The sequence below is a fragment of the Methylobacterium durans genome (assembly GCF_003173715.1).
GTDB lineage: Bacteria > Pseudomonadota > Alphaproteobacteria > Rhizobiales > Beijerinckiaceae > Methylobacterium > Methylobacterium durans.
The window spans coordinates 5,084,473-5,109,074 of the sequence record NZ_CP029550.1 but is presented as its reverse complement, the minus strand read 5'-3'; the positions used below and the strand labels follow the sequence as shown (position 1 = coordinate 5,109,074).

Genomic DNA, 24,602 nt, shown 5'->3' with positions numbered 1-24,602 from the left:
CGATGGAAGCCGTCGCCCTCCGCTCCGCCGCCGCCGAGGCGCCCGTCACGCTGCGCCCGGAGCCGGCGAGGCAGGCCGCACCGCTCAGGGACGGCCTCGTCCGCCGCTGGCTGCGGCTCAACCGCGGCCAGATCCGCGCCGTGCTGATCGGGCTCGTCTCGCTCGCCCTCTTCGTCGCGGCCTGGCAGGTCCTGACCGCCAACCGCGTCACGTTCTACGTCCGCTTCGTCAACGTGCCGACGCCGGAGACCGTGCTGGAGCGGGCGCTCGTGGCGCTGAGGAACCCGATGTTCGGCGACCACGTGCTGATGAGCTGCCGCCGCATCCTGTTCGGCTTCCTGCTGGCAGCGGGCGTCGCCGTCCCGCTCGGGCTGCTGATGGGCCGCTTCCGCACCCTGCGCGAGATCGCCTTCCCGGTCTGCGAGGTGCTGCGCCCGATCCCGGCCATCGCCTGGGTGCCGATGGCGATCATGCTCTGGCCGACGAACGAAGGCTCGATCGTCTTCATCACCTTCCTCGGCTCGTTCTTCCCGATCCTGATCAACACCCTGCAGGGCATGGCCTCGGTCGATCCGGTGCTGACGCGCGCGGCCCGCTGCCTCGGCGCCGGCGAGAGGGCCCTGTTCCGCGAGGTCTACCTGCCGGCCTCCCTGCCGCAGATCTTCACCGGCCTCACGGTCGGGATGGGCGTCGCCTGGGTCTCGCTGATCGCGGCCGAGATGATCTCCGGCCAGTTCGGCATCGGCTACTTCACCTGGGAGGCCTACTCCCTCGTCCAGTACGCCGACATCGCGCTCGGCATGATCACGATCGGCGTGCTCGGCCTCGTCTCCAGCTTCGCCATCCGCATCCTCGGCCGCCTCCTCATGCCCTGGAGCGCGGCCCGCTGAGTCCCCGTCCCGGCGGGGCGAGCCGAAGCGCCCCGCCCACTCACCCGCATCGTCAGGAGCCTGCCATGGCCGGACCGGCCCGGGGCCTCATCGAGGTCCGCGACTTCAGCTTGCGCTACGAGACCCTGGAGGGCGCGGTCGAGGCCGTCTCCGACGTCGCCGTCACCGTCAGCCCCGGCGAGTTCGTCTCGATCATCGGACCTTCGGGCTGCGGGAAGTCGACACTGCTCAACGCGCTGGCGGGCTTCCTGAAACCCACGGCCGGGCGCGTCAGCGTCGACGGCGAGCCCGTCTCCGGCCCGAGCGCCGAGCGGGGCATGATCTTCCAGCAATACTCGCTGTTTCCCTGGAAGACCGTTCGCGAGAACGTCGAGTTCGGCCTGAAGATGAAGGGCATCCCGCGCGGCGAGCGCCAGCGGCAGGCCCGCACGCTGCTCGGGCTCGCCGGGCTGACGCCGTTCGAGAACCACTATCCCGACCGGCTCTCCGGAGGCATGAAGCAGCGCGTGGGCATCGTGCGGGCGCTGGCCACCGGCCCGCGCATCCTGCTCCTCGACGAGCCCTTCGGCGCGCTCGACGCGCAGACCCGGCTCATCATGCAGCAGATCCTCACCAACATGTGGCAGCGCCTGAAGATCTCGGTGCTGTTCGTGACCCACGACATCGACGAGGCGATCTTCCTCTCCGACCGCATCTACGTGATGACGGCGCGCCCCGGCACCATCAAGGCCGAGGTCGCGATCCCGCTGCCGCGCCCGCGCCAGCCCGCCATGACCCTGTCCTCGGAATTCCTCGGCCTGCGCCGCGGGCTGATGTCGCTCATCCGCGAGGAGAGCCTGCGCGCCATGGGCGGCGAGGTGAACGCCGAGGCGCTGAAGGGCCTTGCCATCAACCTCGAGGGCCAGGACCTCGCCGCCGTGCTCTGACGCCGGCACCTCTCAACAGGACACGCGCATGACCTACGTCGTCACCGAGAACTGCATCCGGTGCAAGTACACCGACTGCGTCGAGGTCTGCCCCGTCGATTGCTTCTACGTCGGCGAGACGATGCTGGTGATCAACCCCGACGAGTGCATCGATTGCGGCGTCTGCGAGCCCGAATGCCCGGCCGACGCGATCAAGGCCGACACCGAGCCGGGGCTCGAAGGCTGGATCGCCCTCAACGCCAAGTATGCCGCCCTGTGGCCGAACATCAGCGAGAAGATCGATCCGGACCCGGAGGCTGCCGCCTTCGACGGCCAGGTCGGCAAGCTCGCGCAGGCCTTCGGCACGCAGGACCCCGCCGCCGCCTGACACCGCCAACCGGAGGATCGACCCATGAGCAAGCACAACGAGGAGCGGGTGCTGTCGGTGCACCACTGGACGGACACGCTGTTCTCCTTCCGCACCACCCGCGACCCCTCGTTCCGCTTCCGCAACGGCGAGTTCACCATGATCGGCATCGAGGTCGAGGGCCGGCCGCTCCTGCGCGCCTACTCGGTGGTCTCGGCCAATTACGAGGAGGAGCTGGAGTTCTTCTCCATCAAGGTCCCGAACGGCCCGCTGACGAGCAAGCTCCAGCACCTCAAGGTCGGCGATCCGATCATGGTCGGCAAGAAGCCGACCGGCACGCTGGTGCTCGACAACCTGCTGCCGGGCCGCCACCTCTACCTCCTCGGCACCGGCACGGGGCTGGCGCCGTTCCTGTCGATCATCAAGGACCCGGAGACCTACGAGCGCTTCGAGCGCGTGGTGCTGGTGCATGGCTGCCGGCAGGTCTCCGAGCTCGCCTACGGCGAGACGATCACGCAGGATCTGCCGCGCCACGAGTTCCTGGGCGACATGATCAGCCAGCAGCTGGTCTACTATCCCACCGTGACGCGCGAGCCGTTCCGCAACCGGGGCCGGATCACCGACCTGATGGTGTCGGGCAAGCTGTTTGCGGATGTGGGCCTGCCGGCGATGAGCCGGGAGGCGGACCGGTTCATGCTGTGCGGCAGCCCGGAGATGATCCGCGACACGCGCCAGCTCCTGACTGAGGGCGGCTACGAGGAGGGCAACCACGGCGAGGCCGGGCACTTCGTCATCGAGAAGGCCTTCGTCGAGAAATAGGCGGTCTTGCCCCACGCTTCGCGGACGGCTTCACCTTGAGCTGCGCGAAGCGGCGGATCGTCCGCCAAGCTCCTGCGCGCAACTGCACAGAGGATTGCCTGCCCCTTCCGGCGGGCACAGCATCCGATCCGACCTGAGCGCGGCGCTGGTCCTCCAGCGGCAAGGTGGCATCCGTGATGCCTTTCGTCCGCCTGTTCGCGATCGCGGGATCCGCCCTCGCCTGGAACCTCCTCGACACCCGCGGGCCGACGCCGGCTGAGACGAAGTGGGAATGCCCCAGAACCTACACGGTGCTGGACGCGAGGCCGATCTCGTCTCTCCGCCCGATGACGCGACGAGACCTGATCGGCAAGACCCTCCGGGAGATCCGGCATGCGGGCGAGGAGCAATGGGATGCCGTCGAGGTCGCCTACGGAGCCGAGCGCTTCACGGTCCGCTTCGATGTCACGCCCTCCGCCTCACCGCCGGTGAAGGGGCTGTCGTGGAAGGGCTCGAAGGCCCCGGGCGTCGACTGGACCAAGCGGCACGCCGGCGGCGAGATCGGCGAGACGGCCATCTACGACGGGCCCTTGGCCGAACTCGCCCTCTCACCCGATCCGTGCCGGTAGGCGCTCGATCCGGCCCGAGCCCGCCGGAGTGACGACCACCGCGACACGGGGCTCCGCGGGACAGGCCCGGGGATGCCGACCTCCGGCCCCGGTGCGGACGCGGGCGGGATGTCGCCCGCCCGGTCGGTTCCTACCCGAGGGTCGATCAGTAATCCCAGAAGGCCGGCACGAAGCGGAAGACGTCGCCGTCGACCGCCACCCGGCCGATGGAGGGAAACGGCAGGTGGGTGGCCACCAGCGCCTCGCCGGTCGCCGCCAGCTCGCGCAGGAGCCGGATCCGGACGCGGGCGGCCTCCTCCGGGTCGTGCTCGAAGCCGTTGTGCCAGTCGGGCTGCTCGAACCCGACCGAGAACACGGCGTCGCCCGCGAAGGTCAACCGGTCGCCGCCCGATGCCAGGCGGACCACGCTGTGCCCCGGCGTATGGCCGCCGGTACGGCGGACGACGACGCCCGGCGCCACCTCGAACGCCTCGTCGAACGTCCGCAGATGCCGGCGGTACGTGCCCACGAAGCGCTTGGCGGCCGACCGGAGCGCGTCGGGGAAGCCCGGCGGCATGGCGGTGTGGGAGAAATCGGGCGCCTCCCAGAATTCGACCTCGGCGGCCGCCACGTGGATCCGCAGGTCGGGTCGCAGCCGCTCCTGCACGCCGTCGACGAGCAGCCCGCCGATATGGTCCATGTGGAGGTGGGTCAGCACCACGTCGGTCACGGAGGCGAGATCGATGCCGGCGGCGTCGAGGCGCCTGACCACCTGCCCGGCCCGCGGCAGGTCCAGGTTCGGGTCCAGCCCGAGCCCGGCGTCGATGAGGATGGTCCGGCCGCCGCTCCGCAGCACGACCACGTTCAGCGGCCAGTCGAACGCGTCCGGCGGCAGGAACATGTCGTCGAGCCACGCCGCGCGGACGGCCGGATCCGCGTTGTGGGCCAGCATCGCGGTCGGGAGCGGCAGCACCCCGTCGCTGATCACCATCACGTCGATCGCGCCGATGCGCAGGGCATAGCGCGACGGAACCAGCTCGTCCGGCCCCTGGGGCAGTGGCGTGACAGTCTTCGACCCCGTTTCGCCCATCACCATGTTCGTCATGTCCAGTCCTCTCATGAGGCGCGGGCGTCCGGCCTGCCCGGACGACACCATGCGCGCCGTGCGAACAGGACGAGGTGGGTGGGCGTGACTGTGACATCGCCACGAAAGATGTCCGGCGAAGGCGGCGATGCGAGCGCGGGACTGTCGCCCGCCCGGATCCTGCCCGCGATCCGGAGGTTCGTCCGTTTCTCGACGCCGATGTCACACGGCGTGGCCCCTCTCTCGTCCTGCTTCATGATCGCTCCGGCCGGAGCGGGACGAGGGCACGGAGGGCTCCATGAAGATCGTCGTCATCGGTGGGACCGGATTGATCGGGTCGCAGGTCGTCGCCGCCTTGAAGGGCCGGGGCCACGAGGTTCTCGCCGCATCGCCCAGGACCGGCGTCGATGCGGTGACCGGCGAGGGGCTGGCGGACGCGCTGAGGGGCGCCAGCGTCGTGGTCGACGTGGCGAACGCGCCCTCGTTCGAGAGCGAGCCGGCGATGGCGTTCTTCACGCGTTCCAGCGACAACCTCGCCGCGGCCGAGACGGCAGCAGGGGTCACGCATCACGTCGCCCTGTCGGTGGTCGGGACGGAGCGGCTGCTGGACAGCGGCTATTTCCGGGCGAAGCTCGCTCAGGAAGAGCTGATCGCCGCGGCGGGCATCCCCTGGACCATCGTCCGCGCGACGCAGTTCTTCGAATTCGTCGGCGCGATCGCCGCCGCGGCCACCGCCGGCGGCGTCAACCGCGCGACCTCCGCGCCGATTCAGCCCATCGCATCGGCCGACGTGGCGGCCAAGGTCGCGGAAGCCGCCCTCGGGCAGCCCCTCAACGCGATGGTCGAGGTTGCCGGTCCGGAGCGCCTGCCCCTCGTCGAACTCGTGAGGCGCTACCTGCGGGGCGTCGGGGACGAGCGGGAGATCGCGGCCGACGACGAAGCAGACTATTTCGGCGTCGTCATCGACGACCGCTCGCTGATCCCCGTCGATGGTGCCTGGCTCTCCGACACGCGCTTCGCGGATTGGCTGGCATCGCAGCCGAAGCGCCCGGCCTGAGGCGGAGCGCGCCGGTGGACGCGGGCTACATCCCGGCCTTCGCGGCCCTTGCAGGCTCCGCCATCGGCGCGCTGGCCTCCTTCGCCTCGACCTGGATCACCCAGCATGCCCAGCAGAAGGCAGCGCAGCGCGTGCAGGACCGCGCGCGCCGGGAGGCGCTCTACGGCGAGTTCATCCGCGAGGCGTCGAGGCTGTTCGGCGACGCCTTCCGGAACGATCTCGACGATCCCGCCAAGCTCGTGAACCTCTACGCGATCGTCAATACGATCAGGCTGTTCGGCGATCCGTGGACGCTGGAGGAAGCCGAGCGCGTCATGCACCGCATCGGTGAGACCTACTTCTCGCCGAACACGGATCTCGCCGCCTTCGCGGACATCCGCCATGCCGGCACGCTCGACCCGCTCTGCGCGTTCTCGCAGGCCTGCCGCACCGAACTCGCGATCGCGCGGCGCTGACGCTCAGTGAGCGGTCGGCGTCGCCGCATCGCCGCCGAACAGGTCGACGAGCCGGCGCAGCTTGTCCGGGTTGCGCGTGAAATAGACGCCGACGATCAGGCCGTGCTCGATCTCGAGGGCGACGGTCTGGTAGGTTCCCCCAGGTTCCAGGCTGAAATAGCCCGGCAGCCCGTCGATCCAGAGGTCCCGGAGCTTCTGCGCCTCCTGGATCCACGCCTTGCGCTTCATGCCGTGGTAGAGGCGGATCACCCGGTCGATGCCGACGATCGGCCGCGGGAAGGCGTACGCCTTGCCGCCGCCGTCGGAGTGAACGACCACCGCGTCGGCCAGGAGTGTCCGGAGCGTCGCCACATCCCCCGTCGAGGACGCCTCGAAGAAGGCTTTCGCGATCCGCGCGCCGTCGCGCGGGTCCATGGGGAAGCGGGGGCGCGCGGCCTGGACATGCTTCCTCGCCCGGGAGGCGAGCTGGCGCACGGCGGGGGCCTCCCGCTCGAGCGTCTCCGCCACCTCGTCGAGGGGAACGCCGAACACGTCGTGGAGCAGGAACGCGGCGCGCTCCAACGGCGAGAGACGCTCGAGCGCCAGCATCAGGGTCAGGGTGAGATCGTCCTGCGGATCCTGATCGAACGACAGGTCGACAGGCTCCGGCAGCCAGGTCCCGACATACGTCTCGCGGCGCGCCCGGGCGGATTTCATGACGTCGAGGCAGAGCCGGGTGACGGTGCGGGACAGGAAGGCACCGGGCGAGGCGATGCTCGTGTGGTTGACCCTGCGCCACCGGAGCCAAGCGTCCTGGACGATGTCTTCGGCCTCGCCGACCGAGCCGAGCATGCGATAGGCCAGCCGGACGAGCCGCGCTCGCTCCGCCTCGAAGACGTCCGTCGGATCGTCAGCCATCGACATGGCGGACCGACCAGAGGCTGAGGGCGATCGCGATGAGCGCGGGCAGCGTCACGGCCGGGAAGTCGCGCGGAAGTACCTCCGGTCCGCAGAGGCCGGCGGCGACTTCCCAGACGTGGAATAGGGCGTGACCCGAGAGCCAGAGGGCGGCCATGCCCCAGAGGAGCGTCCGCGTCTCGGGCCGGGCGGCGCCGAAAGCGACGGCCGAGCCGAGCAACACGAAGATCAGTCCGATGTCGCGCAGGAAGTGCTGGTTGAACGGGCCTGTCGCGGTCACGCCCGGCACGGCGAAGTACCACGCCTCCGGAGCGGCGAGCATCACGACGCCGTTCGCCGCCAACCCTGCTCCGAAGAGGCCCGCGAGCACCGGGATCGTCTTGGTCATCAACCTGTCCCCCGAGTGAGGTCCCGCGGTCATGACGAGGTTCGAGGAAGCGATGTGACATCGGGTCGAACGGATTGTCGACCTGCGCCGGGTCAAGCCTGCCCGCGCACCGCATTGGTCGAACCGAACCGCACGGCCCTGCTCAACATCGGCTCGCAGGTCGCCGGTCCTGTCGGGGCAGGCGCGATCGGCGGCGCGGCGGAACGGCGTGCGTTCGCAAGCAAAGCGCGGATCGACGGGTCGAAGCCCTGCTCGGCCGCGCGGAACGTCCGCGTCGCCACAGCCCCTGCCCCGAATCAGGGCGTGCGCGCCCGGCCCGAGCGAACGACCGGGACAGCCTCCGAGAACGATCGCTCGGTGTGCGGGCCGTGACGCTCCGGGCGATTCGTCCCCGCCGCCGAGACGCGCGGGCGCCCCCGAGGCCGGAGCCCCGCCGGCATCACAGGGCGAGCAGCTGCGCCGCCGCCTGCGTGAGGGTGGTGCCCCAGGTGATTCCGAGTGCCGCCGCGAAGGCGAGCATCGCCCAGATCAGCGTGTCCCGCAGATCGGACCCTCTGCCGATCCGGTCCGCGCTCCAGAAGGCCGGGAGGGTGGCATCGCGCTGGCTCGTCATCTGGAGATCCCCGCTGCCTGCCGCTCGGCTGAGCGCGTCTACCCGGTCCTCACTGTCTAGAGGGGGAACGCCCCGGATTTCGGTGCGGAATCTCACGCCTATCGCCGAGCTTCTGGTCGTTCGGCCGAGAGCCTGTAGGCTTCCGTTCTGAACGGAGCCCCGAACCCGACATGCGACTCGCCGTCCTCGCTCTCGCCCTCGCGCTCGCGACCGCGACGGTCTCGGAGGCCGCCGACGATCCGGTTCTCAAGGCCGCGACCGATCTCACCGGAGACGTCATGTTCCTGGAATCGGGGGCTCCCGGCATGGTCCTGGTGGTCGTGCGGGGCGATCAGGTGCTGATCCGCGGCTACGGCGAGACGGAGAAGGGCAACGGGATCAAGCCGGACGGAGCGAGCCTCGTGCGGCTGAACTCCATCACCAAGGTGCTCACCACGGAGGTCCTGGTCTCGCTCGCGGCCGAGAGGAAGCTTGCCCTGACCGACCGCCTGCAGCGTTTCGCGGAGGTGCGGTTGCCCGTCTTCAACGACCGAGCCATCACGCTGCTCGATCTCGCGACCCACTCGGCAGCGCTGCCGCGCGAGATGGGTTCCGCGCCCGACGGCGCGAACCCGCGGGCTTGGCCGACCTACACCGATCGCTGGACGTGGCTCCCCGGCTACCAGCTGCCGTGGGAGCCCGGCACCATCGCCTCCTATTCCAATGTCGGGTTCGACCTCCTGGCCGATGCCATCGGGAAGGCCGGCGGCCGCTCCTATCCCGATCTGCTGCGCAGCCAGGTCACGGAGCGGCTGGGAATGACGGATACCGGGTTCGCACCGACACAGGAGCAGTGCGGGCGGCTGATGATCGGCTCCGGCCTCGGCGGTCCGGCGACCTGCGTCGACACGCAGGCGACCGGCGGAAGCGGAGGCCTGTACAGCACCGGGAACGACATGGCGCGCTGGCTGCGGCACAACCTCGACACGGGAAACCCCGCGCTAGCCCTCAGCCACGCCGTCTACCGTCCGCGCCAGGCGATGCAGGCGACGATCGGCTTCGACGAGGCGGCGCCGATGGCGGGCCTCGGGCTGGGCTGGGTCGCCGTGGCGGCACGGAGCATCGAGCCGATGCTCCTGGTCAAGAGCGGCGGCGGCGCGGGGTTCATGAGCTACGTCGCCCTCGCCCCCGGTCGCGATGTCGGCGTGTTCGTCGTCGTCAACCGCGCCGATTTCGCCATGTTCTCCGGGCTGACGGATGCGGCCAACAAGCTGATCGCGAGTCTCGTGACGCGCTGATCGCGGGGCGCATGGGCAGCCCGGTGGCGAGCGGAGCGCGCGTCCCGCCCGCTGAGAGGGGGCTGCACCCTGGCGGGGCGCTCGTTCGGGCCCGAACCGCTCAATGCCCCGCGACGGCGTGAGGCGCGGTCTCGTCGGAAATGCCGACCTTCGCCCAGACGTAGAATGCGAGCAGCGCCACCGGCAGCCCGAGCAGGGACGTGCCGACGAAGAACCAGGTGAAGCCCGTCCGCTCGATCACGAAGCCGGAAAAGCCCGCCAGCACGCTGCCCGGGAAGGCGCAGAGCGACGTCATCAGCCCGAACTGGCTCGCCGCGTGCTCGGCCGAGGCCAGGGTCGACATGTAGGTGATCAGCACGACCGATGCGAAGGCGTAGGCGAAGCCGTCGATGCCGACGGTGATCGCGAAGGTCCAGAAGGCCGCTCCGCCGTCGCCTCCGTGCGCCGCGAGGTAGGCCAAGCTGAGATGCGAGGCCGAGCCCGCGACCGTGCCGATCAGGAGGCTCGGCAGCATGCCGATGCGCGGGATGAGCGCGCCGGCCAGGAATGTGCCGCCGAGCGCGATCCAGAAGCCGAAGAGCTTGGTGACGGTCGCGATATCGGTGTTCGAGAAGCCCTGGTGCTTGAACAGCGGCACCGCCATCGCGCTCGCGACGTAGCCCGGCATCCGGAAACCGGCGACGAGCAGCAGGATGACCGGTGCCGTGGGACCGAGGCGGGCCAGGAGTTCCCGGATCGGGGCCCAGACGGTCTCGACGAGGCCCGCTCGGGCGCTTTGGGCGGGGCGCCTGTCCGACGGCGGCTCGGGCGCCAGCACGGCCGCGACCATGCCGGGCAGCATCAGGGCGCCCATGCAGAGATAGGCGCCGCGCCAGCCGATCCGGTCGGCGAGGAACAGGGCGCCCGCCCCGGCTGCGAGGTTGCCGACCCGCCAGCCGATCTCGGTCCAGGAAGACAGCACGGCCTGCTTCTCGGGGGGGCGCACGCTGGTGATGCGCCAGCCGTCGATGACGAGATCGAGCGTGGCGCCGGCGAACCCGAGCGCCAGCGAGAACACGATCGTCCAGGCGAGCCAGTGCGCCGGATCGCCGAACGCGATCCCGGCGAGGGCGGCCATGACGCCGAACTGCGCGGCCACGATCCAGCCTCGCCGCCGGCCGAGGACCCGCCCGAGCAGGGGCGGATCGTACCGGTCCAGGAACGGCGCCCACAGGAACTTGAACTTGTAGGCGAGGGTCAGCTCGCTCAGGAGCCCGATCGTCGCGAGCGAGATCCCGACATCGGACAGCCAGGCCGATTGCGTCGCGTAGACGAGGAGGAAGGGGATGCCGGACGTGAAGCCGAGGCCGAGGGCCGGTGCGATCCGGCGATCCGTGAACAGCGCCGACCAGAAGGGCGTCGGCTCCGGTCCTGCCACGGCCGCTGGTTGCATGCGCGGTTCTCTCTCGATTCCGCCCGCGCTCGACGGACCTGGGCTGACGTCACCCCGTGAACAGAGATCGGCCTGCGGCCGTTCCCGCCGTGAACAGAGATCGGCCTGCGGCTGTTCCCGCACGGCCCCTCACCGCGACCTCTTCATCGCGGCCTCTTAACCGTGCCATGCGCCGACCGGACGGCGTGGGAGGCGCCGCGCGCTGATCGCAGGGCGGAGATGTCACCGAAATGCGGGCCTCCGCGTTGAGGGGAGACCCGGCATGGCCGGCCCCCGTCTCAGCCGGATTCCACGATGGCAGCCACATCGACGCCCGCTCCGCGCCAGCCCGCACAGGTGCCGCCCCCGATCACCCCGGGCCTGCGCGGTCTCCTGACGCTCGCGGTCGGCGTCGTGGTCATCGCCGCCCTCTATTTCGGCCGCGAGGTCTTCATCCCCCTCGTGCTCGCCGTCCTCCTGAGCTTCGTCCTCGCGCCCGTCGTCAACATCCTGCGCCGCATCCGCTTCGGCCGGGTGCCCTCCGTCATCGTGGCGGTGCTGCTCGCGCTCAGCGTCATCCTCGGCATCGGGGCCGTCATCGGAACCCAGGTCGCGAGCCTCGCCGGCAACCTGCCGCAATATCAGGCCACGGTGCAGAAGAAGGCGGCCGGCCTCCAGGAGGGCTTCCTCGGGCGCGCCAACGCGCTGCTGCAGCGGATCAACCATCAGGTCCACGACGCGTCCCAGAAGGCGGCCGCCTCCGGCACCACCGCCGCGGCGCCGGCCGGCGGCGAGACGCCGAAGGCGCAGCTCGTGCGGGTGCAGGAGCCGGATCCGTCGCCCCTCACGCTCGCCCACAACATTCTGGGGCCGATCGTCGAGCCGCTGACCACGGTCGGCATCGTGCTCGTGGTGGTGATCTTCCTGCTCATGCAGCGCGAGGACCTGCGCAATCGCCTGATCCGCCTGTTCGGATCGAGCGACCTGCATCGCACGACGGTGGCGATGGACGATGCGGCGAGCAGGCTCGGAACGTACTTCCTGGCGCAGCTCGGCATGAACGCCGCCTTCGGCGTCCTGATCGGGCTCGGGCTCTGGTTCATCGGCGTGCCGAGCCCGATCCTCTGGGGCGTGTTCTCGGCGCTCATGCGCTTCGTGCCCTATATCGGCGCCTTCATCGCCGCCCTCTTCCCCTCGCTCTGGCCGCCGCCGTCGATCCGGGCTGGTCGATGGTCCTCTGGACGGCCGGCCTGTTCCTGGTCGCCGAGCCGCTGTTCGGCCACGTGATCGAGCCGCTGCTGTACGGTCACTCGACCGGCCTGTCGCCCTTCGCCGTCATCGTCTCGACCCTGTTCTGGGGCTTCCTCTGGGGGCCGATCGGCCTGATCCTGGCCACGCCCTTCACGGTCTGCCTCGTGGTGCTCGGCCGCCATGTCGAGAGCCTGGAATTCTTCGACGTGCTGCTCGGCGACCGCCCGCCGCTGACGCCCGTCGAGAATTTCTACCAGCGGATGCTGGCCGGCGATCCGGACGAGGCGCGGGACCTCGGCGAGACGATGCTGAAGGAGCGCTCCCTCTCGTCCTATTACGACGAGGTCGCGTTGAAGGGCCTGCAGCTTGCCGCCAACGACTATGCGCGGGGCGTGGTGACGCCGGCGCAACTCGAGAACATCAAGACCTCCTGCCAGGGTCTCGTCGAGGATTTCGAGAGCCGACCGGACGCGGAGCCCTCCGCCGACGCCAGGGCGAGGAGCCATTCCGAGGTTCCGTCGCTGGCGGAGCAAGTGCACCCGAAGAACGAGGCCGTGCCGGGCCAAGCGCCGCCGGTCGAGGACCGTCCCGAGATCTGGCGCGGCGACGCTCCGGTGCTGTGCATCGCCGGCCGCGGCCCGCTCGACGAGGCGGCCTCATCCATCCTGGCGCAGCTTCTGCGCAAGCACGGGCTCGGCGCGCGCATCACCCCCCACGAAGCGGTGTCCCGCGGGCGCATCCGCGACCTCGACCTGTCCGGGGTGGCGATGATCTGCATCTCCTACCTCGACATCACCGGCAGCCCGGCGCATCTGCGATATCTCCTGGAGCGTCTGCGCCAGCGCAGGCCCGGCATCCCGATCCTGGTCGGCCTCTGGCCGGTGGGGGAGCGCGTCCTGACCGACGCGGCCCTCGGTCGGGAACTCGGGGCGGACATCTACGTGTCGTCGCTGCGGGACGGTGTCGAGGCCTGCCTCAAGGCCGTCCGGGAGGCACCGCGCGAGCCTGCCGCGGCCGCCTGAGGCCGGCCTCGGCCCACCGGCGATGCGGCCGCGACGGCGCGGGCCTCGCCTCGGGACGCGGAGCGGCCGCGAGCACTGCCGGGACAGCCTCGGTCGCTCGCCCTGTGGCCGCCGACACGTTCGGCCGGCCGAGCAAGGCTCACCGGTGGATCTTTTCCTCGTGCCGTGTCTCGAAGGTGACCTTGCCTCTCTTGATGACCCACGACCGTGGCGGCAGATCCAGGAGCGCATTGGCAACCATGGGCGTGTCGAGGATCACCATGTCGGCCTGCTTGCCGACCTCGAGCCCGTACCGGTCGCCGATGCCCATCGCGCGCGCCGCGTTGAGGGTCGCCATGCGCAGGACATAGGCCTGGTCGTCGGGCGATCCGAGCTGAGCGATATGCGCGAGCATGTTGCCGATCTGCAGCGGGTCGACCTTTCCGAACGGCGTGAAGGCGTTGCGGATGTTGTTCGAGGCGTAGGTCACGGTCACGCCCGCATTCCGGAGCGCCACCACGGGCGTCAGGCCACGGCGCGGGGCGGCCTGATCCTTCCGGCCGCCGAGATAGGTATCCGTTGCGGGAATGGTGACGATGCTGATCTCGGCCCGCTGGAGGAGGTCGATGACAGGCTTCGCCTGCTCCGGCAGCAAAGCCCCGAGGCTGGTCATGTGCCCCAGCGTGACCTTGCCCTGATATCCGGTGTCGATGGCCTTCTGCGCGATGTAGGACGCCGCCGCGAAGCGGCGATCCGAGGTGTCGTCGGCGAAGTCCGCGTGCAGATCGACGGGACGGCCGTACTTCTGGGCCAGCGCGAAGCACGCGTCGATGTGGCTCTGCGTGTCCTCCCAGGTGCGCTCGTTGTACGGGCAGCCTCCGACCACGCTCGCGCCCATGTTGAGCGCCTCTTCCATCATCGCCAGGGTGCCCGGCGCCTTGAGGATGCCTTCCTGCGGAAAGGCGACGATCTGGAGATCGAGCGCGGTCTTGTATTCCTCGGCCAGGGCCAGCCCGGTCTCGACGCCGATCAGCCCCTGGATCGGGTCGACGTCCGGTTGAGCGCGAAGCGCGACGACACCGTTGCGGATCGCCATGTCGAGGACCTGTCGGGAGCGATCCAGGACATCCTCCCGGACCTGCTGCGCCTTCAGCTTGCCCGTGATGCGGATCGCTTCCGCCAACGTGCCGGACTGGTTCGGCATCCGCTGCTCAAGCAGGGCCTTCTCCAGGTGGATGTGCGGCTCCAGCAGGCCCGGAATCGCGGCTCGGCCTTCGGCGTCGATCACGCGCGCCGCGTCGGCCGTGAGGTTCGGCTGCACGGCGACGTACTGCCCCTTGCTGGTGGCGAGGTCCACAAGGGGCTTGCCGTCGGCGATGCGGACGTTTCGGACCAGGAGGTCGATCTCGCCGTCCGCGGCCCTGCCGGCCTGCGCCCGCGCCGAGATCGGGACCGGCCCGACGCCGAGCGCGCCGAGCCCGCCGGCCGCAACCATTCCGACCGAGCCGACGCCCTGGAGAAAGGTGCGTCTGCTGGGGCTCGCACATCCGCACCTACAGCGTATCGTCGGCATCGTACCTCTCCCGTGCTGGTGCGACATGCAGGGCGATGTGATCGCGCTGCCCGGCGTCAGAGGCCCAGGGCCAGCCCGTCGCTCCGCGGATCGTGTGCGCCGACGATGCTGCCGTCGCTCTCGATGCGGATCGCGCCCGGATGGCCCGCCAGAGGGCTCTGCGCGGGGATGGGACTGATCTCGTGCCCGCGTGCGGCGAGCTCTGCGAAGACGTCCTGACCCGCATCGAGTTCGAGCTTCAGGCTGTCGCGGCTGTCCGAGAAGGTCTTGCCGAGGAGGAACCGCGGGCGGGTCAGGGCGGTGAGCGGATCCAGCTTGTAGTCGATCAGGCGCGTCAGCACGGCCGCGAGGGTCTGCGGCTGCCCGTCGGCACCCTGCGTGCCGTAGAGCAGCCTGGGGCGGCCATCGGTGAAGTACATCCCGGGATTGAGCGTGTGGAACGGACGCTTCCCGGGCTGCAGGACGTTGATGTGCTGCGGATCCAGGCTGAACGCCGCGCCGCGATTGTGCCAGAGGATGCCGGTGTCGCCCGCCACGACGCCGCTGCCCCAGTCGAAGTAGACCGTCTGCAGCATGCTGACGCAGTTGCCGTCCCTGTCGATCGCTCCGATGAAGACCGTGTCGCCCGGCTTGAACACGAACGGCCAGGGCGCGGCCCTGCGCAGATCGATGCTCCTGGCGTGCGCGTCGAGGTTGGCCTTGGACAACAGGCGGTTGACCGGAACGTCGACGAAGTCGGGATCGGCGACGTACCGGTTCCGGTCGATGAACGCCGTCTTCACCGCCTCGACGAGCAGGTGATAATAATCGGCGCTGCCCTCGGGAATGGCGGCTACGTCGAAGCGATCGAGCGTTCCCATGATCTCGAGCGTGGCGATGCCCTGCGTAGGCGGACGCAAGCTCACGAGCTCCCCGCCGCGGTAGGGAACGCGCAGCGCGCTCTCGTTCCGTGCCCGGCACCGGGCGAGGTCGTTCGCCGTCAGCGGCGAGCCGGCTTGCTGCAGGCCGCGGGCGATGCGCAGGGCCAAGTCGCCCTCATAGAACGCGCGGCCGCCATTCTCGGCGAGGACGGTGAGCGTGCGGGCGAGATCGGGCTGACGGAAAGTCTCCCCCACCTCCGGGATGCGGCCATCGAAGGTGAACACGCGGACGACGTCGGGCCAGTTGCCGATCTCCTTGGCCCGGAAGTTCGACCAGAACCGTTGCGAGGGCGTCAGGGGAAAACCGTCCGTTGCGTACTGGATCGCGCGCTTGAACAGGCCGTTCCAGGGTTGGCGACCGCCCCAGGATCTGCGGCTGAATTCGAAGGCCTGGTCCCAGGTATCGACCGCCGCCGCCGCGGTGAGCGCCGAGCCGGGTCCACGCACGGGAATCGACCCGGCATAGTCCAGCGGCTTCGCGGCCGCCTGCCCGATGCCGGACAGCGTGAAGCCGTTGCCCTTGCGGTCGCTGATGATCATGAAGGCGTCGCCGCCCAGGCCGCAGAAATGCGGATAGGTGACGCAGAGGGTGGCGTTGATGGCAATGGCCGCCTCGATGGCGTTGCCACCGGCCTGGAGGATTTCCCGGCCGGCTTGGCTCGCCAGTTCGTGCGGGCTGGTCACCATGCCCTGATCGGAACGCGCGAGCGCGCCGCGCTCGGCGCTCACCTCCGCATGGAGGTTGCCGGTCCATGCGGCGGCGCCAAAGGCGGCGGATGAGGCCAGGAGCGCGCGCCGCGAGGGCGTCGATCCGCGATGTCTCGCTTCTTCCGCACTGCCCATGACGAACGCCTCCCGGACAGAGTGTCGTGCAGGTGCTTCTCGGCCTTATATTGCGGCGCAACAGCAGCCGATGAAGTATCGGTCTGTTCCCCGCAATGTTCAAGCGTCGAGGCATGACCAAAGCGGTCCGCCCATTCCGATGTTACCGGTATCCGTCGAGCTGCGCTCGTCCGGCCGCCGTGATCCGCAGCCGGGCGGGCTTCTCGCTGACGCGGACGACCGCGTTCGCGGCGACCAGGGCGTTGAGGGCATCCTTCAAGGCTTGGAATGGGAGCCTGGAGCCGGCGGCCGCCTCGAGGGTCTTGAACGGCACGCCGGCCTCGCCGTGGCGAGCGTCGAGAGCCTCGAGGATCTCCAAGACCGTGACGGTCTGCAGGGAATCCGGTCGTGGTGCCCGTGGCCGCATGGTCCCTCCCCTCACCGCTCGTGCCGCAGCCTAGCAGATCTCGCGCAGCCGTCCGCGCCTTCAATGGCGGACGGGCCGCTCCGTGCAGCCCAATCGGTTTCGTCCGCTGATCATGCCGGCCGTGTCGGGGCGCCGGCTCGGACCGGTGCGGTTCTCGCGTCGACGGGCCGGCCGCCCGGTCCGATGGCCCATCGCGACGATCTCCGGCGAGCCGAGAGTGGCGGAGGCGTCGTGCAGGTTTGCGCGGGCGCACGTCCGAGGATCGCTCAACGGCGCCCGACCCGTCTCACCATCAGCGACTCCGAGCGCCCCTGGAGCACTACTTCCTGAAGCGAGGGCGCGTCGACCTTCGCCGCCGCATAGACCGCCTCCGAGACGAGAGCGACGCAGCCAAGCGATTTGGTCATGCCCTCCAGGCGGGACGCCACGTTGACGGTGTCGCCGAGTGCCGTGAACCGGGCATCCGCGTGGTCCCCCACCTCACCGACGATCGCCGCACCGGCATGCAGACCGATGCCGTAGCGCAAGGTCTGGCCGAGATCGGCGGCGAGCAGCCGGTTCAGACCGGCGACATGGTTGGTGATCAGGTCCACGCCCCGCAGGGCCTGCTGCGCCCCCGTCTCGGGGTCGGTCTGCAGGCCGAACAGCGCGAGCATCCCGTCTCCCAGCAATTGGTTGACCGATCCGCCCGCCTCGCGCACCGCGTCGCCGACAGCCCCGAGGAAGCGGTTGATGATGAACACCGTGTCGTAGGGAAGGCGTTCCTCCGCCAGCCGGGTCGAGTCCCGTAGATCGACGAACATGGCGACGATGAACCGCTCCTCGCCGGCCTGCGCCGGCTCGGCCCTGCGCGCCGGCAATTGTCGCGGTGGGAACAGCGGCGTGATGGCGAGATCGTGGGTCGGGTTCAGCTGGCACGCCAGCCGGATGCCGGGCGTCGCGCCGATGCGATCGAGCACGGCCTGCTCGGCCTTGGAGGGGGCGGGCAGGCCGCGCCCGTCCTCTCCGTCGAACACCCTGACACGGCAGGTCGAGCAGCGCCCGCGCCCGCCGCAGACGCTGGCATGCGGGATGTTGTGACGCCGGCTCGCTTCCAGAACGTTCGTGCCGCGCGGCACCCTGACCGCGCGCCCGTCGGGGTAGCTGATGCGGATCGTTCCGTGCCGCACCTCCAGGAGGGTCCGCAGGCCGCGCGCGGCGATGACGAGGGCGATCGCCGATCCGTAGCTCGTCAGCAAGGCGTCGCGGATCGCCCTGAGGCGCGCGATCTGGTCTGCCTGACCCACGTGGATCGGCGCGAGGGCCTCCGCTCTCCAGGACGGATCCTGTGCCAGCAGCGCGATGCTGCGGCCACCCTGGACGAAGCCGAGCAGTGCGAGGATCGGGACGAGCACGGCTCCCGCGAGCAGCCAGGGGCTGGCCGTCGCGAATCCCGGCTTCAGCCGGAGCCAGAAGAACAGCCCGAGGCATCCATGCACCCAGGCGACGATGAGGAGTGCGGATTGCATCAATCCGTTCGCGGGCGAGGCGACCCAGAAGACGTAGAGTTCCTGCGCGTAACCCTTCTCGAGCCCTTCCGTGCTGAAGGCGATCCGGGTCCCGACGACGTGGGTGATGAGCAGGAGCGGGACCGCCAGTCCCAGAATCAGCTGAAGCAACTCGGAGGCGCGCCATTGGAAGAAGCGGCGCTCGTAGAGCGCGTAGAGACCGAGCAGGAGGTGGGCGGTCAGGGCCGCGTAGAGCAGGACAAGCCCGAACGGGTTCAGCCAGATCGCCGAGGCGACATCCAGACCGGCATCCATGGCCGACAGCGACACGTTGCCCAGCGCGTGGTTGAGGAGGTGCGTGAGCACGTAGCCGAACACGACGAGCCCGCTGCCGAGCCGGACTCGGCGGAGCGTCAGGCGTCGGAAGGCTGTGAACGGGGTCAACCACATGACGCTGATCGCCGCTGCGGCGAGCCCCGGGCGGGCAGCAGCATGAGGGCGCGGTTTTGCGAGGGTCACGCTATAGCACAGCTCACGGGCCCGATGTCTCGACTGGCCGAGACCGGAGATGGGCATCGCGGCCCGGGTTCGGGCCGGGCGCGGATCTCAGTGCGGCGCGCGTTCGGCGAAATCGTCCTGGAATTCCTTGAGCTCGACCACGTTGAGATCGGATACGGCCCAGAACGCGAGCCCGGCCTGCTGCCAGCCGAGGATGTTGTAGCCCTCTCTGGCAAAGGCGGTCGGCCGCGAGCCTTCGGAGGGCCACATGAACAGATTGATGACGTGCTGGCGACGCTTGTAGATGAGCGCGGCCACGACCCGGTTCTCGATGTAGTCGAGGCGCCCCCCGACGAGCGTGAAGCCCCGGTCGTCGAGATCCACGACCGGGGGCGAGAAGTCGGTCTTCCCGGAGAACCATGGCTTCACCGTATGCTGGTCGGAGGTCAAGACGTCCGTCAGATGGTTCGCAAGAAGGGAGCGGACATGCCCGGACACAAGCTGACCCGGCAGATCCGGCCTCTCGTCGAGCCGGGTGATCAGGACGGCGAGCGCGAGGCTTGCGGCGAGCGCGAGGCCCGCGGGCACCGCACGCCATCGGCCCACCGCGTCGCGCAGGCGCGCGGCCCATCGGTTCGGTTCTCGCGTCCGCGCCGGCGGTGCGGCCCGAACGCCGGGGGCGGTGCTCGCGGCCTCTTCCGCGAGGGCGGCGAGGATTCTGGCGCGCAACGCGGGCGGTGTGCGCCAAGCGATCCCCTCGCGCGCGAGCCGCTCGCGCAATGCGCGCAGGCGATCGAGTTCGGCGGCGCAGGCGGGACACCGGGCGACATGGGCCTCGCACCGCAGGCTGTTGACCGCGTCGAGCTCCCCGTCGAGGAGAGCGTTCAGCGAGGCCGGGTCCTCGCCGCAGGGCCGATCGTGCCCCCCGTCATGGCCGATCCTCGCAGCACTGGCGCCGCCACGCGGTGCCCAGCATCTGCCGCGCCCTGGCGAGGCGCGACATCACCGTGCCGATGGGCGTCGCGGTGATGTCGGCGATCTGGCGATAGGACAGGTCGTCGAATTCGCGCAGGACAAGGACCTCGCGGAAGGCTTCCGGCAACGCTTCGATCAGCCGCCGGATCAGGCTGGCCTCGCTGGCGCGGAGGAGCGCGGTCTCCGGCGTGCCGAGATCGGCATCGGCGAGTTCGAGCGCTTCGGCGTCCGTGCCCTCCTCCGCCTGCGGTGTCCCGAGCGGCTCCGTGATCTCCCGAATCCGGGCCCGCTCGCTGGCCCAGCTCCGCACGCAGTTGCGCACGATCGCGAGGAGCCAGGCCCGCGGGTCGCCGCCCCGGAATCCGTCATAGGCCCGGAAGGCGCGCAGAAAGGCGTCCTGCACGATGTCGTCGGCGGCGTCCGCGTCCCGGGACAGGAAGCGGGCGAGGTTGTAGGCCGCGTCGAGGTGGGGCAGCACGATTTCGTGGAACGTGGTGCCGGAGCCCGGCGAGGGCGCCGAGGCGGCAGGCTCGTCGCGAACGCCTCGGCGCCCGGTCGGTGCCGCGGGGTGCAGGCGCTCGGACGGGACCGCCCGCGAGAGCAGCGCGCCCAGGGCCGCGAGATCGACGAGGATCGCCGCGATCCAGGCGCGGACGGGGGCGGCGGGAAGCGCCGCCCGGCCCGTTCCGGCCACAATGAGCCTGCCCGTCATGAGGCGCCTCCCGCGGTCGCTCGCCGCTCTCGCTACCGGGCCGGATCAGTCCGTCGAGGCCTTCACCACGACCGTGCCGGTCATGTGCGGGTGCAGGGAGCAGAAATACGCGTACTCGCCCGGCACTTGGAAGGTGAAGGTGAAGCGCTCGTCCGTATCGAGCGTCTTCGAACGGAAGAGTTTGTTCTGCGCCACGACCGTGTGGGGAATGTCGTCGCCGTTCACCCAGGTCACGCTCGTTCCCGGCGCGACGGTCAGCGTCTGCGGGGCGAAGGTGAAGTTGTCGATGCGGATGACGACCGGATCGGTGCGGGTCCGTTCGGCCGCCGCAATGCCCGGCACCGGCGCGAGGGCGAGGATCTGCAGGGTGATCGCGGCGATGCCGCATCCGGCCTTACGGCGCGGCAAGCGTTGAGCTGAAGGCATGAGGCGCTCCTGGTCGACGAGGGTTGCGGCCGGCTTACCCGGCGAGCGGCGTATCGATGATGGCCAGGGGCTCGCTGCCGCGGACGAATTGGACGCTCGCGATCCCGAGCACCCTGCGCAGTTCGCCGGCCGGCACCTTCAACGGCCCCGGCGAGGGCGCGGTGCCGGGCGCCGGCTGCGGGAAGGCCGTCGAGCGGGCGGTGTGGAAGGCGACGTTGCCCTCCACCTTCTGGATGATCTGGTGAATGTGCCCGTTGAGGACCGTGACCGAGCCGAAGCGCTTGAGGCAGGCGAGCACCCGCGCTCCGTCCTGCGTGCCCCAACCCCATTCGGGATAGACGGTCCAGAGGGGAATGTGGGCGAAGACGACGATGGGCATGCTCGAGGCGAGCCCCGCCACGTCGCGCTCCAGCCAGTCGAGCTGAGCGGACCCGAGATTGCCGAGGCCGCCGGCCCTCAGGTCGACGACGTTGACGAGGCCGATGAAGTGGACGCCCTGCCGGTCGAAGCTGTACCAGCCGGCCCCGCGCGTCCCCTTGCCGTAGCGGTCGCGGTAGGCGCGTCCCTGCCCGTCGTCGAGCAGGTCGTGCTCGCCGGGCACGAAGAAGAGGGGCAGCCCGGTCTCGCGAAGGATCTGGTCGGCATCGTCGAACTCCTGATCCTTCGAGAGATGGCTGATGTCGCCGGTGTGGATGATGAAGGCGGGCTTTTCCGGCAGCGCCCGGATCTGGGCCACCGCCTCGCGCAGCGTGCCCAGGGCGTCGGGATTGGCCGGCTTGTTGAAGCCGACGTGGCTGTCGCTGATCTGCAGGAAGGTGAACGGCGCCGCCACCGTCTCCGCTGCCAGTGCTCGACCCAGACCCACCGCGCTCGGCAGACCACCCGCGAGCGACCAGAGCAGGCCCGCTCCCGCCCAGGTCATGCATTCGAGGGCTCCGCGCCGGCTGACGGCGCCCGGCGCGCTTGGGCTGTCAGGATGATGGTGCATCGTTCCGGCTCCGCTGAGATGGGACCCCGGTGTCCCTGCGGATCCTGATCCTCGGCGCGCGCCGTTTATTCCCGACGCGGTGAGATCCGTCGCGATCGCGGGCCCCGCTCGCGCCGGGGCCATCCCGTCATCGGTCCGACGTTGCGCGGCGCGGGCGGGAATAAAGGGGCCGGCGGAGAGGTCTGGCCGGTTGGAGAGGCCGTGAGCCTCTCGATCCGTGCCAGCGCCGCAGCGTCGAGACGCGCTCCAGGCGGCCGGCGGTCCGGCACGCCTGGGCCCGCCAGCCGGGCGGCCGGCGGCTGGCCGTGCGTCAGGAGAACGCCATGCCCATGAATCGATCCCCGCGCCCTCGGAGCAGGCCGCTCCGGATCACAGCTTTCCTGCTCATCCTCCCCATCGCCGCAGCGCCCGCCGTCGCCGCGCCACGATCCTCGCCGCGCCCTGGCCTCCTCACGAGCTACGACGCGGCCGGGCCGGTCGGTCCGAGATGGACGGGCAGCCTTCGGGCGACCGGCACGCCAGCCCCCGTCTCTCCCGCCCGAAGGAGCAGCACGTCGGGCAACGCGGAATTCCCGGAGCGCGACCCGATCGCACAGAACCTGGGCGGCACGGCGGGCGGTGGGCTCGACTGACGGGAGGCGGGTTCGATCGAAACTTTGCGCAGACCTTTCGATCCTCGCTCGCCAGTGGACCGCGCGGGCGTCGACGCCCGCGCGATCCACGTTCGAGCGCCCGCCCTCCCCGCCGAGCCTGTTGCGACGCGTGAGGCGCACCCTTTCGGGGTCCCGACGGCCGGAGAGTGCCGCGATCCAGATTCGGGGTGTAACGGATCATGGGCGCGCTTGAGCGGGAGAGCCGGGAAGGAAGCAGGGTGGCGCATCGACATCGTTCCGGTCATCGGCGCCGCGCACGTGCGGCGACGAAGAAGCGGCTGCGACACGCCGCGTCGGGCGCCCTGTTGCTGCTCGCCGCCGGCGGCGCGCGGGCCGAGCCCGTTCTGGTGGACGCGGCGCGCTTCGTGCCGGGGCTCGTCACCGAGATCCGCTACGCGGGCAGCCACAACTTCGTCGGGCGGCCGATCGACGGCTACGAGGCGCCCCTCTGCCTGCTGACGCCGAGGGCCGCGGCAGCGCTCGCCCGCGTCCAGGCCGCTCTGGCGCCGGACGGGCTCGGGCTGAAGGTGTTCGACTGCTACCGGCCGCGCCGGGCCGTCGCCGATTTCGTCCGCTGGGCGCACGATCCGGCGGACTTGGCCGGAAAGGCGGAGTTCTATCCCGACATCGACAAAGACGACCTGTTTCGCCTCGGCTACATCGCCGAGCGATCCGGCCACTCGCGCGGCTCGACCGTCGACCTCACCCTCGTCGAACGCGGTACGGGACGGGAGCGCTCCATGGGCACGCCCTTCGATCTGTTCGATCCGCGCTCGGGTGAAGGCGCCGAGATCCCGATGGAGGCCCGCGCGAACCGCGCGCGACTGCGCGGCGCGATGATCGGGGCGGGATTCGCGCCGTATCCGGCCGAGTGGTGGCATTTCACGTTGCGGGACGAGCCGCATCGCGGGCAGGGCTTCGACGTGCCGGTGCGCGCGGTCGAACCTTAGGCCGACCGGGGAATCGCCGAGGTCTCGATCCCGCAGCCTCGCCTCTCGTCGCGGCCGGAACGCGGCGCCTCCCGGCGCGGCGCCGTCAGGCGCCCCTCACGCGGGCGTGGGTTGCACCGCGCTCGTCTGGCCGCAGGCGTAGCAGAACCGCTCGAAGGTGCTCTTGCGATGCTCGCAGGCCGGACAATGTTCGAACAGACCGATCCCGCAATGCGGACAGACGTTCGCGTCTGGATTGGCGAGGTCGACCGGCCGCTCGCACCCTGGGCAGACCTTCTTGGCAAGCCGTTGCAGCGCCTGATCCGTCGCGATCTCGGTGCGGCGCTCCTCATCAGGTCGGAGCTCCGCCGCCTTCTGCCGCTCTGTATAGGCTTGAAGCGCGCTGATCGCCGCACGACCCAGGATCAGGGTGGCGATGACGCCCACGCCGTACTGAACATAACCGCCGTAACTCGGCAGGTAGGGCACCAGCTCCACGAAGAAGGCGAAGGCCGCCGCGAGAGCGAAGCCCCAGATGAACGGCCAATTGCGCGTCTGCCGGCGCTTCAGAAGCAGCCATCCGGCGATCACCAGCAGCGGCAGGGTCAGCGCCAGCCGATACCCGAAGACGCGCAGTTCCTGCCCGCGCTCGGCCGCGTCGAGCCTCTGCTGGGCCGCCGCGTAGAGATCCGCGCTGGCACTCCTGACCGGAATCTCGCGCTCGGAGAGATCGAGCCCGGATCGCGCCAGGCCCTCCAGCCGCTCCTCGATCGCCCGCTCGGCGGCCTTGAGCGCGTCGAGCCGATCCGTGCGGGCGATCAGCCCCGGATCCTGATCGACGCGCTGCGTGGCGTCGCGCGTCTTCAGCCAGTTGGCAAAGGTTTCGCGCGCCGCCTCCGTTGCCGAGCGTGCGGCGTCGAGGGCCAGTTGCGCCTGCTCGCTCGCGCGCCGGTTGTCGTCCTGCTGCTGCCGGACCTGCTTCAGGGCGTCGGCCGAAACCTTCGCTCGATCCCGATCGAGAAATTGCTCGAGCGTGTATCGATGCTCCACCTGGGGCAGATCGCCGACGACGAGCGAGCCCAGGCCGATCAGGAAGCCCGCGAAGGCGAATGCCACGAGCCAGAGAACGGCGTTGAACCACCGCTCGGAGAGCCTTGTACCGAATCGCAAGGTTTATCCTCTCCCGTTTC

25 protein-coding genes and 2 pseudogenes are annotated in these 24,602 nt (G+C 70.1%); 11 read left to right on the top strand and 16 right to left on the bottom strand.

The genetic code is table 11. The annotated features are described in order from the left end of the window. Positions 1–2 precede the first annotated feature (2 nt). The 5 genes from DK389_RS23555 to DK389_RS23535 all read left to right on the top strand — a co-directional run bounded on the left by DK389_RS23555 (position 3) and on the right by DK389_RS23535 (position 3,589). Positions 3–890 carry an ABC transporter permease gene (locus DK389_RS23555; RefSeq protein ID WP_194075103.1) on the top strand — a complete coding sequence of 296 codons (888 nt, stop codon included), beginning with the start codon at positions 3–5 and terminating at the stop codon, positions 888–890. Between the two features lie 65 nt (positions 891–955). Continuing rightward, positions 956–1,816, top strand: coding sequence for an ABC transporter ATP-binding protein (locus tag DK389_RS23550; protein WP_109893238.1), 861 nt, complete (start codon positions 956–958; stop codon positions 1,814–1,816). Between the two features lie 28 nt (positions 1,817–1,844). Further along, positions 1,845–2,183, top strand: a complete 339-nt coding sequence (gene fdxA, locus DK389_RS23545; protein ID WP_109893236.1) for a ferredoxin FdxA — start codon at positions 1,845–1,847, stop codon at positions 2,181–2,183. 24 nt (positions 2,184–2,207) lie between these two features. Next, the gene (locus tag DK389_RS23540) at positions 2,208–2,981 is read left to right on the top strand and encodes a ferredoxin--NADP reductase (RefSeq protein WP_109893234.1); all 774 of its coding nucleotides are present in this window, start codon (positions 2,208–2,210) and stop codon (positions 2,979–2,981) included. 176 nt (positions 2,982–3,157) lie between these two features. Beyond that, complete coding sequence (locus DK389_RS23535) at positions 3,158–3,589, top strand: hypothetical protein (RefSeq protein WP_162560808.1); 432 nt, start codon at positions 3,158–3,160, stop codon at positions 3,587–3,589. A gap of 145 nt (positions 3,590–3,734) precedes the next feature. Here DK389_RS23535 and DK389_RS23530 read toward each other — a convergent pair whose 3' ends face one another. Together DK389_RS23530 and DK389_RS32785 are read right to left on the bottom strand one after the other, a co-directional pair. Then, complete coding sequence (locus DK389_RS23530) at positions 3,735–4,673, bottom strand: MBL fold metallo-hydrolase (protein WP_162560807.1); 939 nt, start codon at positions 4,671–4,673, stop codon at positions 3,735–3,737. An 11-nt stretch (positions 4,674–4,684) separates the two neighbouring features. Next, positions 4,685–4,909 carry a hypothetical protein gene (locus DK389_RS32785; RefSeq protein ID WP_162560806.1) on the bottom strand — a complete coding sequence of 75 codons (225 nt, stop codon included), beginning with the start codon at positions 4,907–4,909 and terminating at the stop codon, positions 4,685–4,687. Positions 4,910–4,950: 41 nt separating this feature from the next. On the opposite strand from DK389_RS32785, the gene DK389_RS23525 reads away from it, so the two are divergent. Further along, a complete protein-coding gene (locus DK389_RS23525) occupies positions 4,951–5,709 on the top strand; it encodes an SDR family oxidoreductase (RefSeq protein ID WP_109893230.1) in 759 nt (252 codons plus the stop codon). A 14-nt stretch (positions 5,710–5,723) separates the two neighbouring features. Continuing rightward, complete coding sequence (locus DK389_RS23520) at positions 5,724–6,164, top strand: hypothetical protein (RefSeq protein WP_109893228.1); 441 nt, start codon at positions 5,724–5,726, stop codon at positions 6,162–6,164. Between the two features lie 3 nt (positions 6,165–6,167). Here the strand turns inward: DK389_RS23520 and DK389_RS23515 are convergent, their stop codons facing one another. From DK389_RS23515 to DK389_RS32780, 3 genes are all read right to left on the bottom strand, one after another. Continuing rightward, positions 6,168–7,067 (bottom strand): sigma-70 family RNA polymerase sigma factor, encoded by a 900-nt coding sequence (locus DK389_RS23515; protein ID WP_109893226.1) that lies wholly within the window; start codon positions 7,065–7,067, stop codon positions 6,168–6,170. After that, positions 7,054–7,449: a hypothetical protein gene (locus DK389_RS23510; protein ID WP_109893224.1), complete on the bottom strand. Its 396-nt coding sequence runs from the start codon at positions 7,447–7,449 to the stop codon at positions 7,054–7,056. The genes DK389_RS23515 and DK389_RS23510 overlap by 14 nt, the downstream gene beginning before the upstream one ends. Positions 7,450–7,888: 439 nt before the next feature. Further along, positions 7,889–8,062 carry a hypothetical protein gene (locus tag DK389_RS32780; RefSeq protein ID WP_162560805.1) on the bottom strand — a complete coding sequence of 58 codons (174 nt, stop codon included), beginning with the start codon at positions 8,060–8,062 and terminating at the stop codon, positions 7,889–7,891. Positions 8,063–8,232: 170 nt separating this feature from the next. Here DK389_RS32780 and ampH point away from each other — a divergent pair, with 170 nt between their 5' ends. Next, positions 8,233–9,339, top strand: coding sequence for a D-alanyl-D-alanine-carboxypeptidase/endopeptidase AmpH (gene ampH / locus DK389_RS23500; protein WP_109893220.1), 1,107 nt, complete (start codon positions 8,233–8,235; stop codon positions 9,337–9,339). 100 nt (positions 9,340–9,439) lie between these two features. On the opposite strand, the gene DK389_RS23495 is transcribed toward ampH, so the two are convergent. After that, complete coding sequence (locus DK389_RS23495) at positions 9,440–10,771, bottom strand: AmpG family muropeptide MFS transporter (protein ID WP_109893218.1); 1,332 nt, start codon at positions 10,769–10,771, stop codon at positions 9,440–9,442. Between the two features lie 294 nt (positions 10,772–11,065). On the opposite strand from DK389_RS23495, the pseudogene DK389_RS23490 reads away from it, so the two are divergent. After that, positions 11,066–13,023: pseudogene (locus tag DK389_RS23490) on the top strand (AI-2E family transporter). A gap of 139 nt (positions 13,024–13,162) precedes the next feature. On the opposite strand, the gene DK389_RS23485 reads toward DK389_RS23490, so the two are convergent. The 9 genes and pseudogenes from DK389_RS23485 to DK389_RS23450 form a co-directional block, all read right to left on the bottom strand. Beyond that, complete coding sequence (locus tag DK389_RS23485) at positions 13,163–14,575, bottom strand: amidohydrolase family protein (protein ID WP_236960300.1); 1,413 nt, start codon at positions 14,573–14,575, stop codon at positions 13,163–13,165. Between the two features lie 56 nt (positions 14,576–14,631). Then, a complete protein-coding gene (locus DK389_RS23480; RefSeq protein ID WP_109893216.1) occupies positions 14,632–16,338 on the bottom strand; it encodes a gamma-glutamyltransferase family protein in 1,707 nt (568 codons plus the stop codon). A gap of 142 nt (positions 16,339–16,480) precedes the next feature. After that, positions 16,481–16,744 (bottom strand): hypothetical protein, encoded by a 264-nt coding sequence (locus DK389_RS23475; protein WP_162560804.1) that lies wholly within the window; start codon positions 16,742–16,744, stop codon positions 16,481–16,483. Between the two features lie 266 nt (positions 16,745–17,010). Then, entirely contained in the window at positions 17,011–18,681 is a 1,671-nt protein-coding gene (locus tag DK389_RS23470; protein WP_109893212.1) for an adenylate/guanylate cyclase domain-containing protein, read from the bottom strand. Between the two features lie 156 nt (positions 18,682–18,837). After that, on the bottom strand, positions 18,838–19,458 hold the full coding sequence (locus DK389_RS23465; RefSeq protein WP_236960298.1) for an anti-sigma factor family protein: 621 nt from the start codon (positions 19,456–19,458) through the stop codon (positions 18,838–18,840). Positions 19,459–19,545: 87 nt separating this feature from the next. After that, positions 19,546–19,617 (bottom strand): annotated as a pseudogene (locus tag DK389_RS35755) (zf-HC2 domain-containing protein); the annotation flags it as partial. 40 nt (positions 19,618–19,657) lie between these two features. Next, complete coding sequence (locus DK389_RS23460) at positions 19,658–20,416, bottom strand: sigma-70 family RNA polymerase sigma factor (protein ID WP_109893208.1); 759 nt, start codon at positions 20,414–20,416, stop codon at positions 19,658–19,660. A gap of 45 nt (positions 20,417–20,461) precedes the next feature. Next, positions 20,462–20,842, bottom strand: a complete 381-nt coding sequence (locus tag DK389_RS23455; protein WP_109893206.1) for a cupredoxin domain-containing protein — start codon at positions 20,840–20,842, stop codon at positions 20,462–20,464. Positions 20,843–20,876: 34 nt separating this feature from the next. Then, positions 20,877–21,830, bottom strand: coding sequence for a metallophosphoesterase family protein (locus DK389_RS23450; RefSeq protein ID WP_109893204.1), 954 nt, complete (start codon positions 21,828–21,830; stop codon positions 20,877–20,879). A 323-nt stretch (positions 21,831–22,153) separates the two neighbouring features. On the opposite strand from DK389_RS23450, the gene DK389_RS23445 reads away from it, so the two are divergent. Together DK389_RS23445 and DK389_RS23440 are read left to right on the top strand one after the other, a co-directional pair. Continuing rightward, a complete protein-coding gene (locus DK389_RS23445; protein ID WP_109893202.1) occupies positions 22,154–22,462 on the top strand; it encodes a hypothetical protein in 309 nt (102 codons plus the stop codon). Between the two features lie 239 nt (positions 22,463–22,701). Beyond that, the gene (locus DK389_RS23440; RefSeq protein ID WP_236960296.1) at positions 22,702–23,433 is read left to right on the top strand and encodes a M15 family metallopeptidase; all 732 of its coding nucleotides are present in this window, start codon (positions 22,702–22,704) and stop codon (positions 23,431–23,433) included. Between the two features lie 96 nt (positions 23,434–23,529). Here DK389_RS23440 and DK389_RS23435 read toward each other — a convergent pair whose 3' ends face one another. Further along, positions 23,530–24,582, bottom strand: a complete 1,053-nt coding sequence (locus DK389_RS23435) for a zinc ribbon domain-containing protein (RefSeq protein WP_109893198.1) — start codon at positions 24,580–24,582, stop codon at positions 23,530–23,532. Positions 24,583–24,602: the final 20 nt, after the last annotated feature.

Coding starts and splice junctions, on each gene's coding strand:
- DK389_RS23460 (WP_109893208.1), bottom strand. CDS start 20,416: ATGACGGGCAGGCTCATTGTGGCCGGAACGGGCCGGGCGGCGCTTCCC.
- DK389_RS23550 (WP_109893238.1), top strand. CDS start 956: ATGGCCGGACCGGCCCGGGGCCTCATCGAGGTCCGCGACTTCAGCTTG.
- DK389_RS23470 (WP_109893212.1), bottom strand. CDS start 18,681: ATGTGGTTGACCCCGTTCACAGCCTTCCGACGCCTGACGCTCCGCCGA.
- DK389_RS23480 (WP_109893216.1), bottom strand. CDS start 16,338: ATGGGCAGTGCGGAAGAAGCGAGACATCGCGGATCGACGCCCTCGCGG.
- DK389_RS23445 (WP_109893202.1), top strand. CDS start 22,154: ATGCCCATGAATCGATCCCCGCGCCCTCGGAGCAGGCCGCTCCGGATC.
- DK389_RS23525 (WP_109893230.1), top strand. CDS start 4,951: ATGAAGATCGTCGTCATCGGTGGGACCGGATTGATCGGGTCGCAGGTC.
- DK389_RS32785 (WP_162560806.1), bottom strand. CDS start 4,909: ATGAAGCAGGACGAGAGAGGGGCCACGCCGTGTGACATCGGCGTCGAG.
- DK389_RS23475 (WP_162560804.1), bottom strand. CDS start 16,744: ATGCGGCCACGGGCACCACGACCGGATTCCCTGCAGACCGTCACGGTC.
- DK389_RS23515 (WP_109893226.1), bottom strand. CDS start 7,067: ATGTCGATGGCTGACGATCCGACGGACGTCTTCGAGGCGGAGCGAGCG.
- DK389_RS23530 (WP_162560807.1), bottom strand. CDS start 4,673: ATGACGAACATGGTGATGGGCGAAACGGGGTCGAAGACTGTCACGCCA.
- DK389_RS23555 (WP_194075103.1), top strand. CDS start 3: ATGGAAGCCGTCGCCCTCCGCTCCGCCGCCGCCGAGGCGCCCGTCACG.
- DK389_RS23510 (WP_109893224.1), bottom strand. CDS start 7,449: ATGACCAAGACGATCCCGGTGCTCGCGGGCCTCTTCGGAGCAGGGTTG.
- fdxA (WP_109893236.1), top strand. CDS start 1,845: ATGACCTACGTCGTCACCGAGAACTGCATCCGGTGCAAGTACACCGAC.
- DK389_RS32780 (WP_162560805.1), bottom strand. CDS start 8,062: ATGACGAGCCAGCGCGATGCCACCCTCCCGGCCTTCTGGAGCGCGGAC.
- DK389_RS23540 (WP_109893234.1), top strand. CDS start 2,208: ATGAGCAAGCACAACGAGGAGCGGGTGCTGTCGGTGCACCACTGGACG.
- DK389_RS23485 (WP_236960300.1), bottom strand. CDS start 14,575: ATGCCGACGATACGCTGTAGGTGCGGATGTGCGAGCCCCAGCAGACGC.
- DK389_RS23495 (WP_109893218.1), bottom strand. CDS start 10,771: ATGCAACCAGCGGCCGTGGCAGGACCGGAGCCGACGCCCTTCTGGTCG.
- DK389_RS23455 (WP_109893206.1), bottom strand. CDS start 20,842: ATGCCTTCAGCTCAACGCTTGCCGCGCCGTAAGGCCGGATGCGGCATC.
- ampH (WP_109893220.1), top strand. CDS start 8,233: ATGCGACTCGCCGTCCTCGCTCTCGCCCTCGCGCTCGCGACCGCGACG.
- DK389_RS23450 (WP_109893204.1), bottom strand. CDS start 21,830: ATGCACCATCATCCTGACAGCCCAAGCGCGCCGGGCGCCGTCAGCCGG.
- DK389_RS23535 (WP_162560808.1), top strand. CDS start 3,158: ATGCCTTTCGTCCGCCTGTTCGCGATCGCGGGATCCGCCCTCGCCTGG.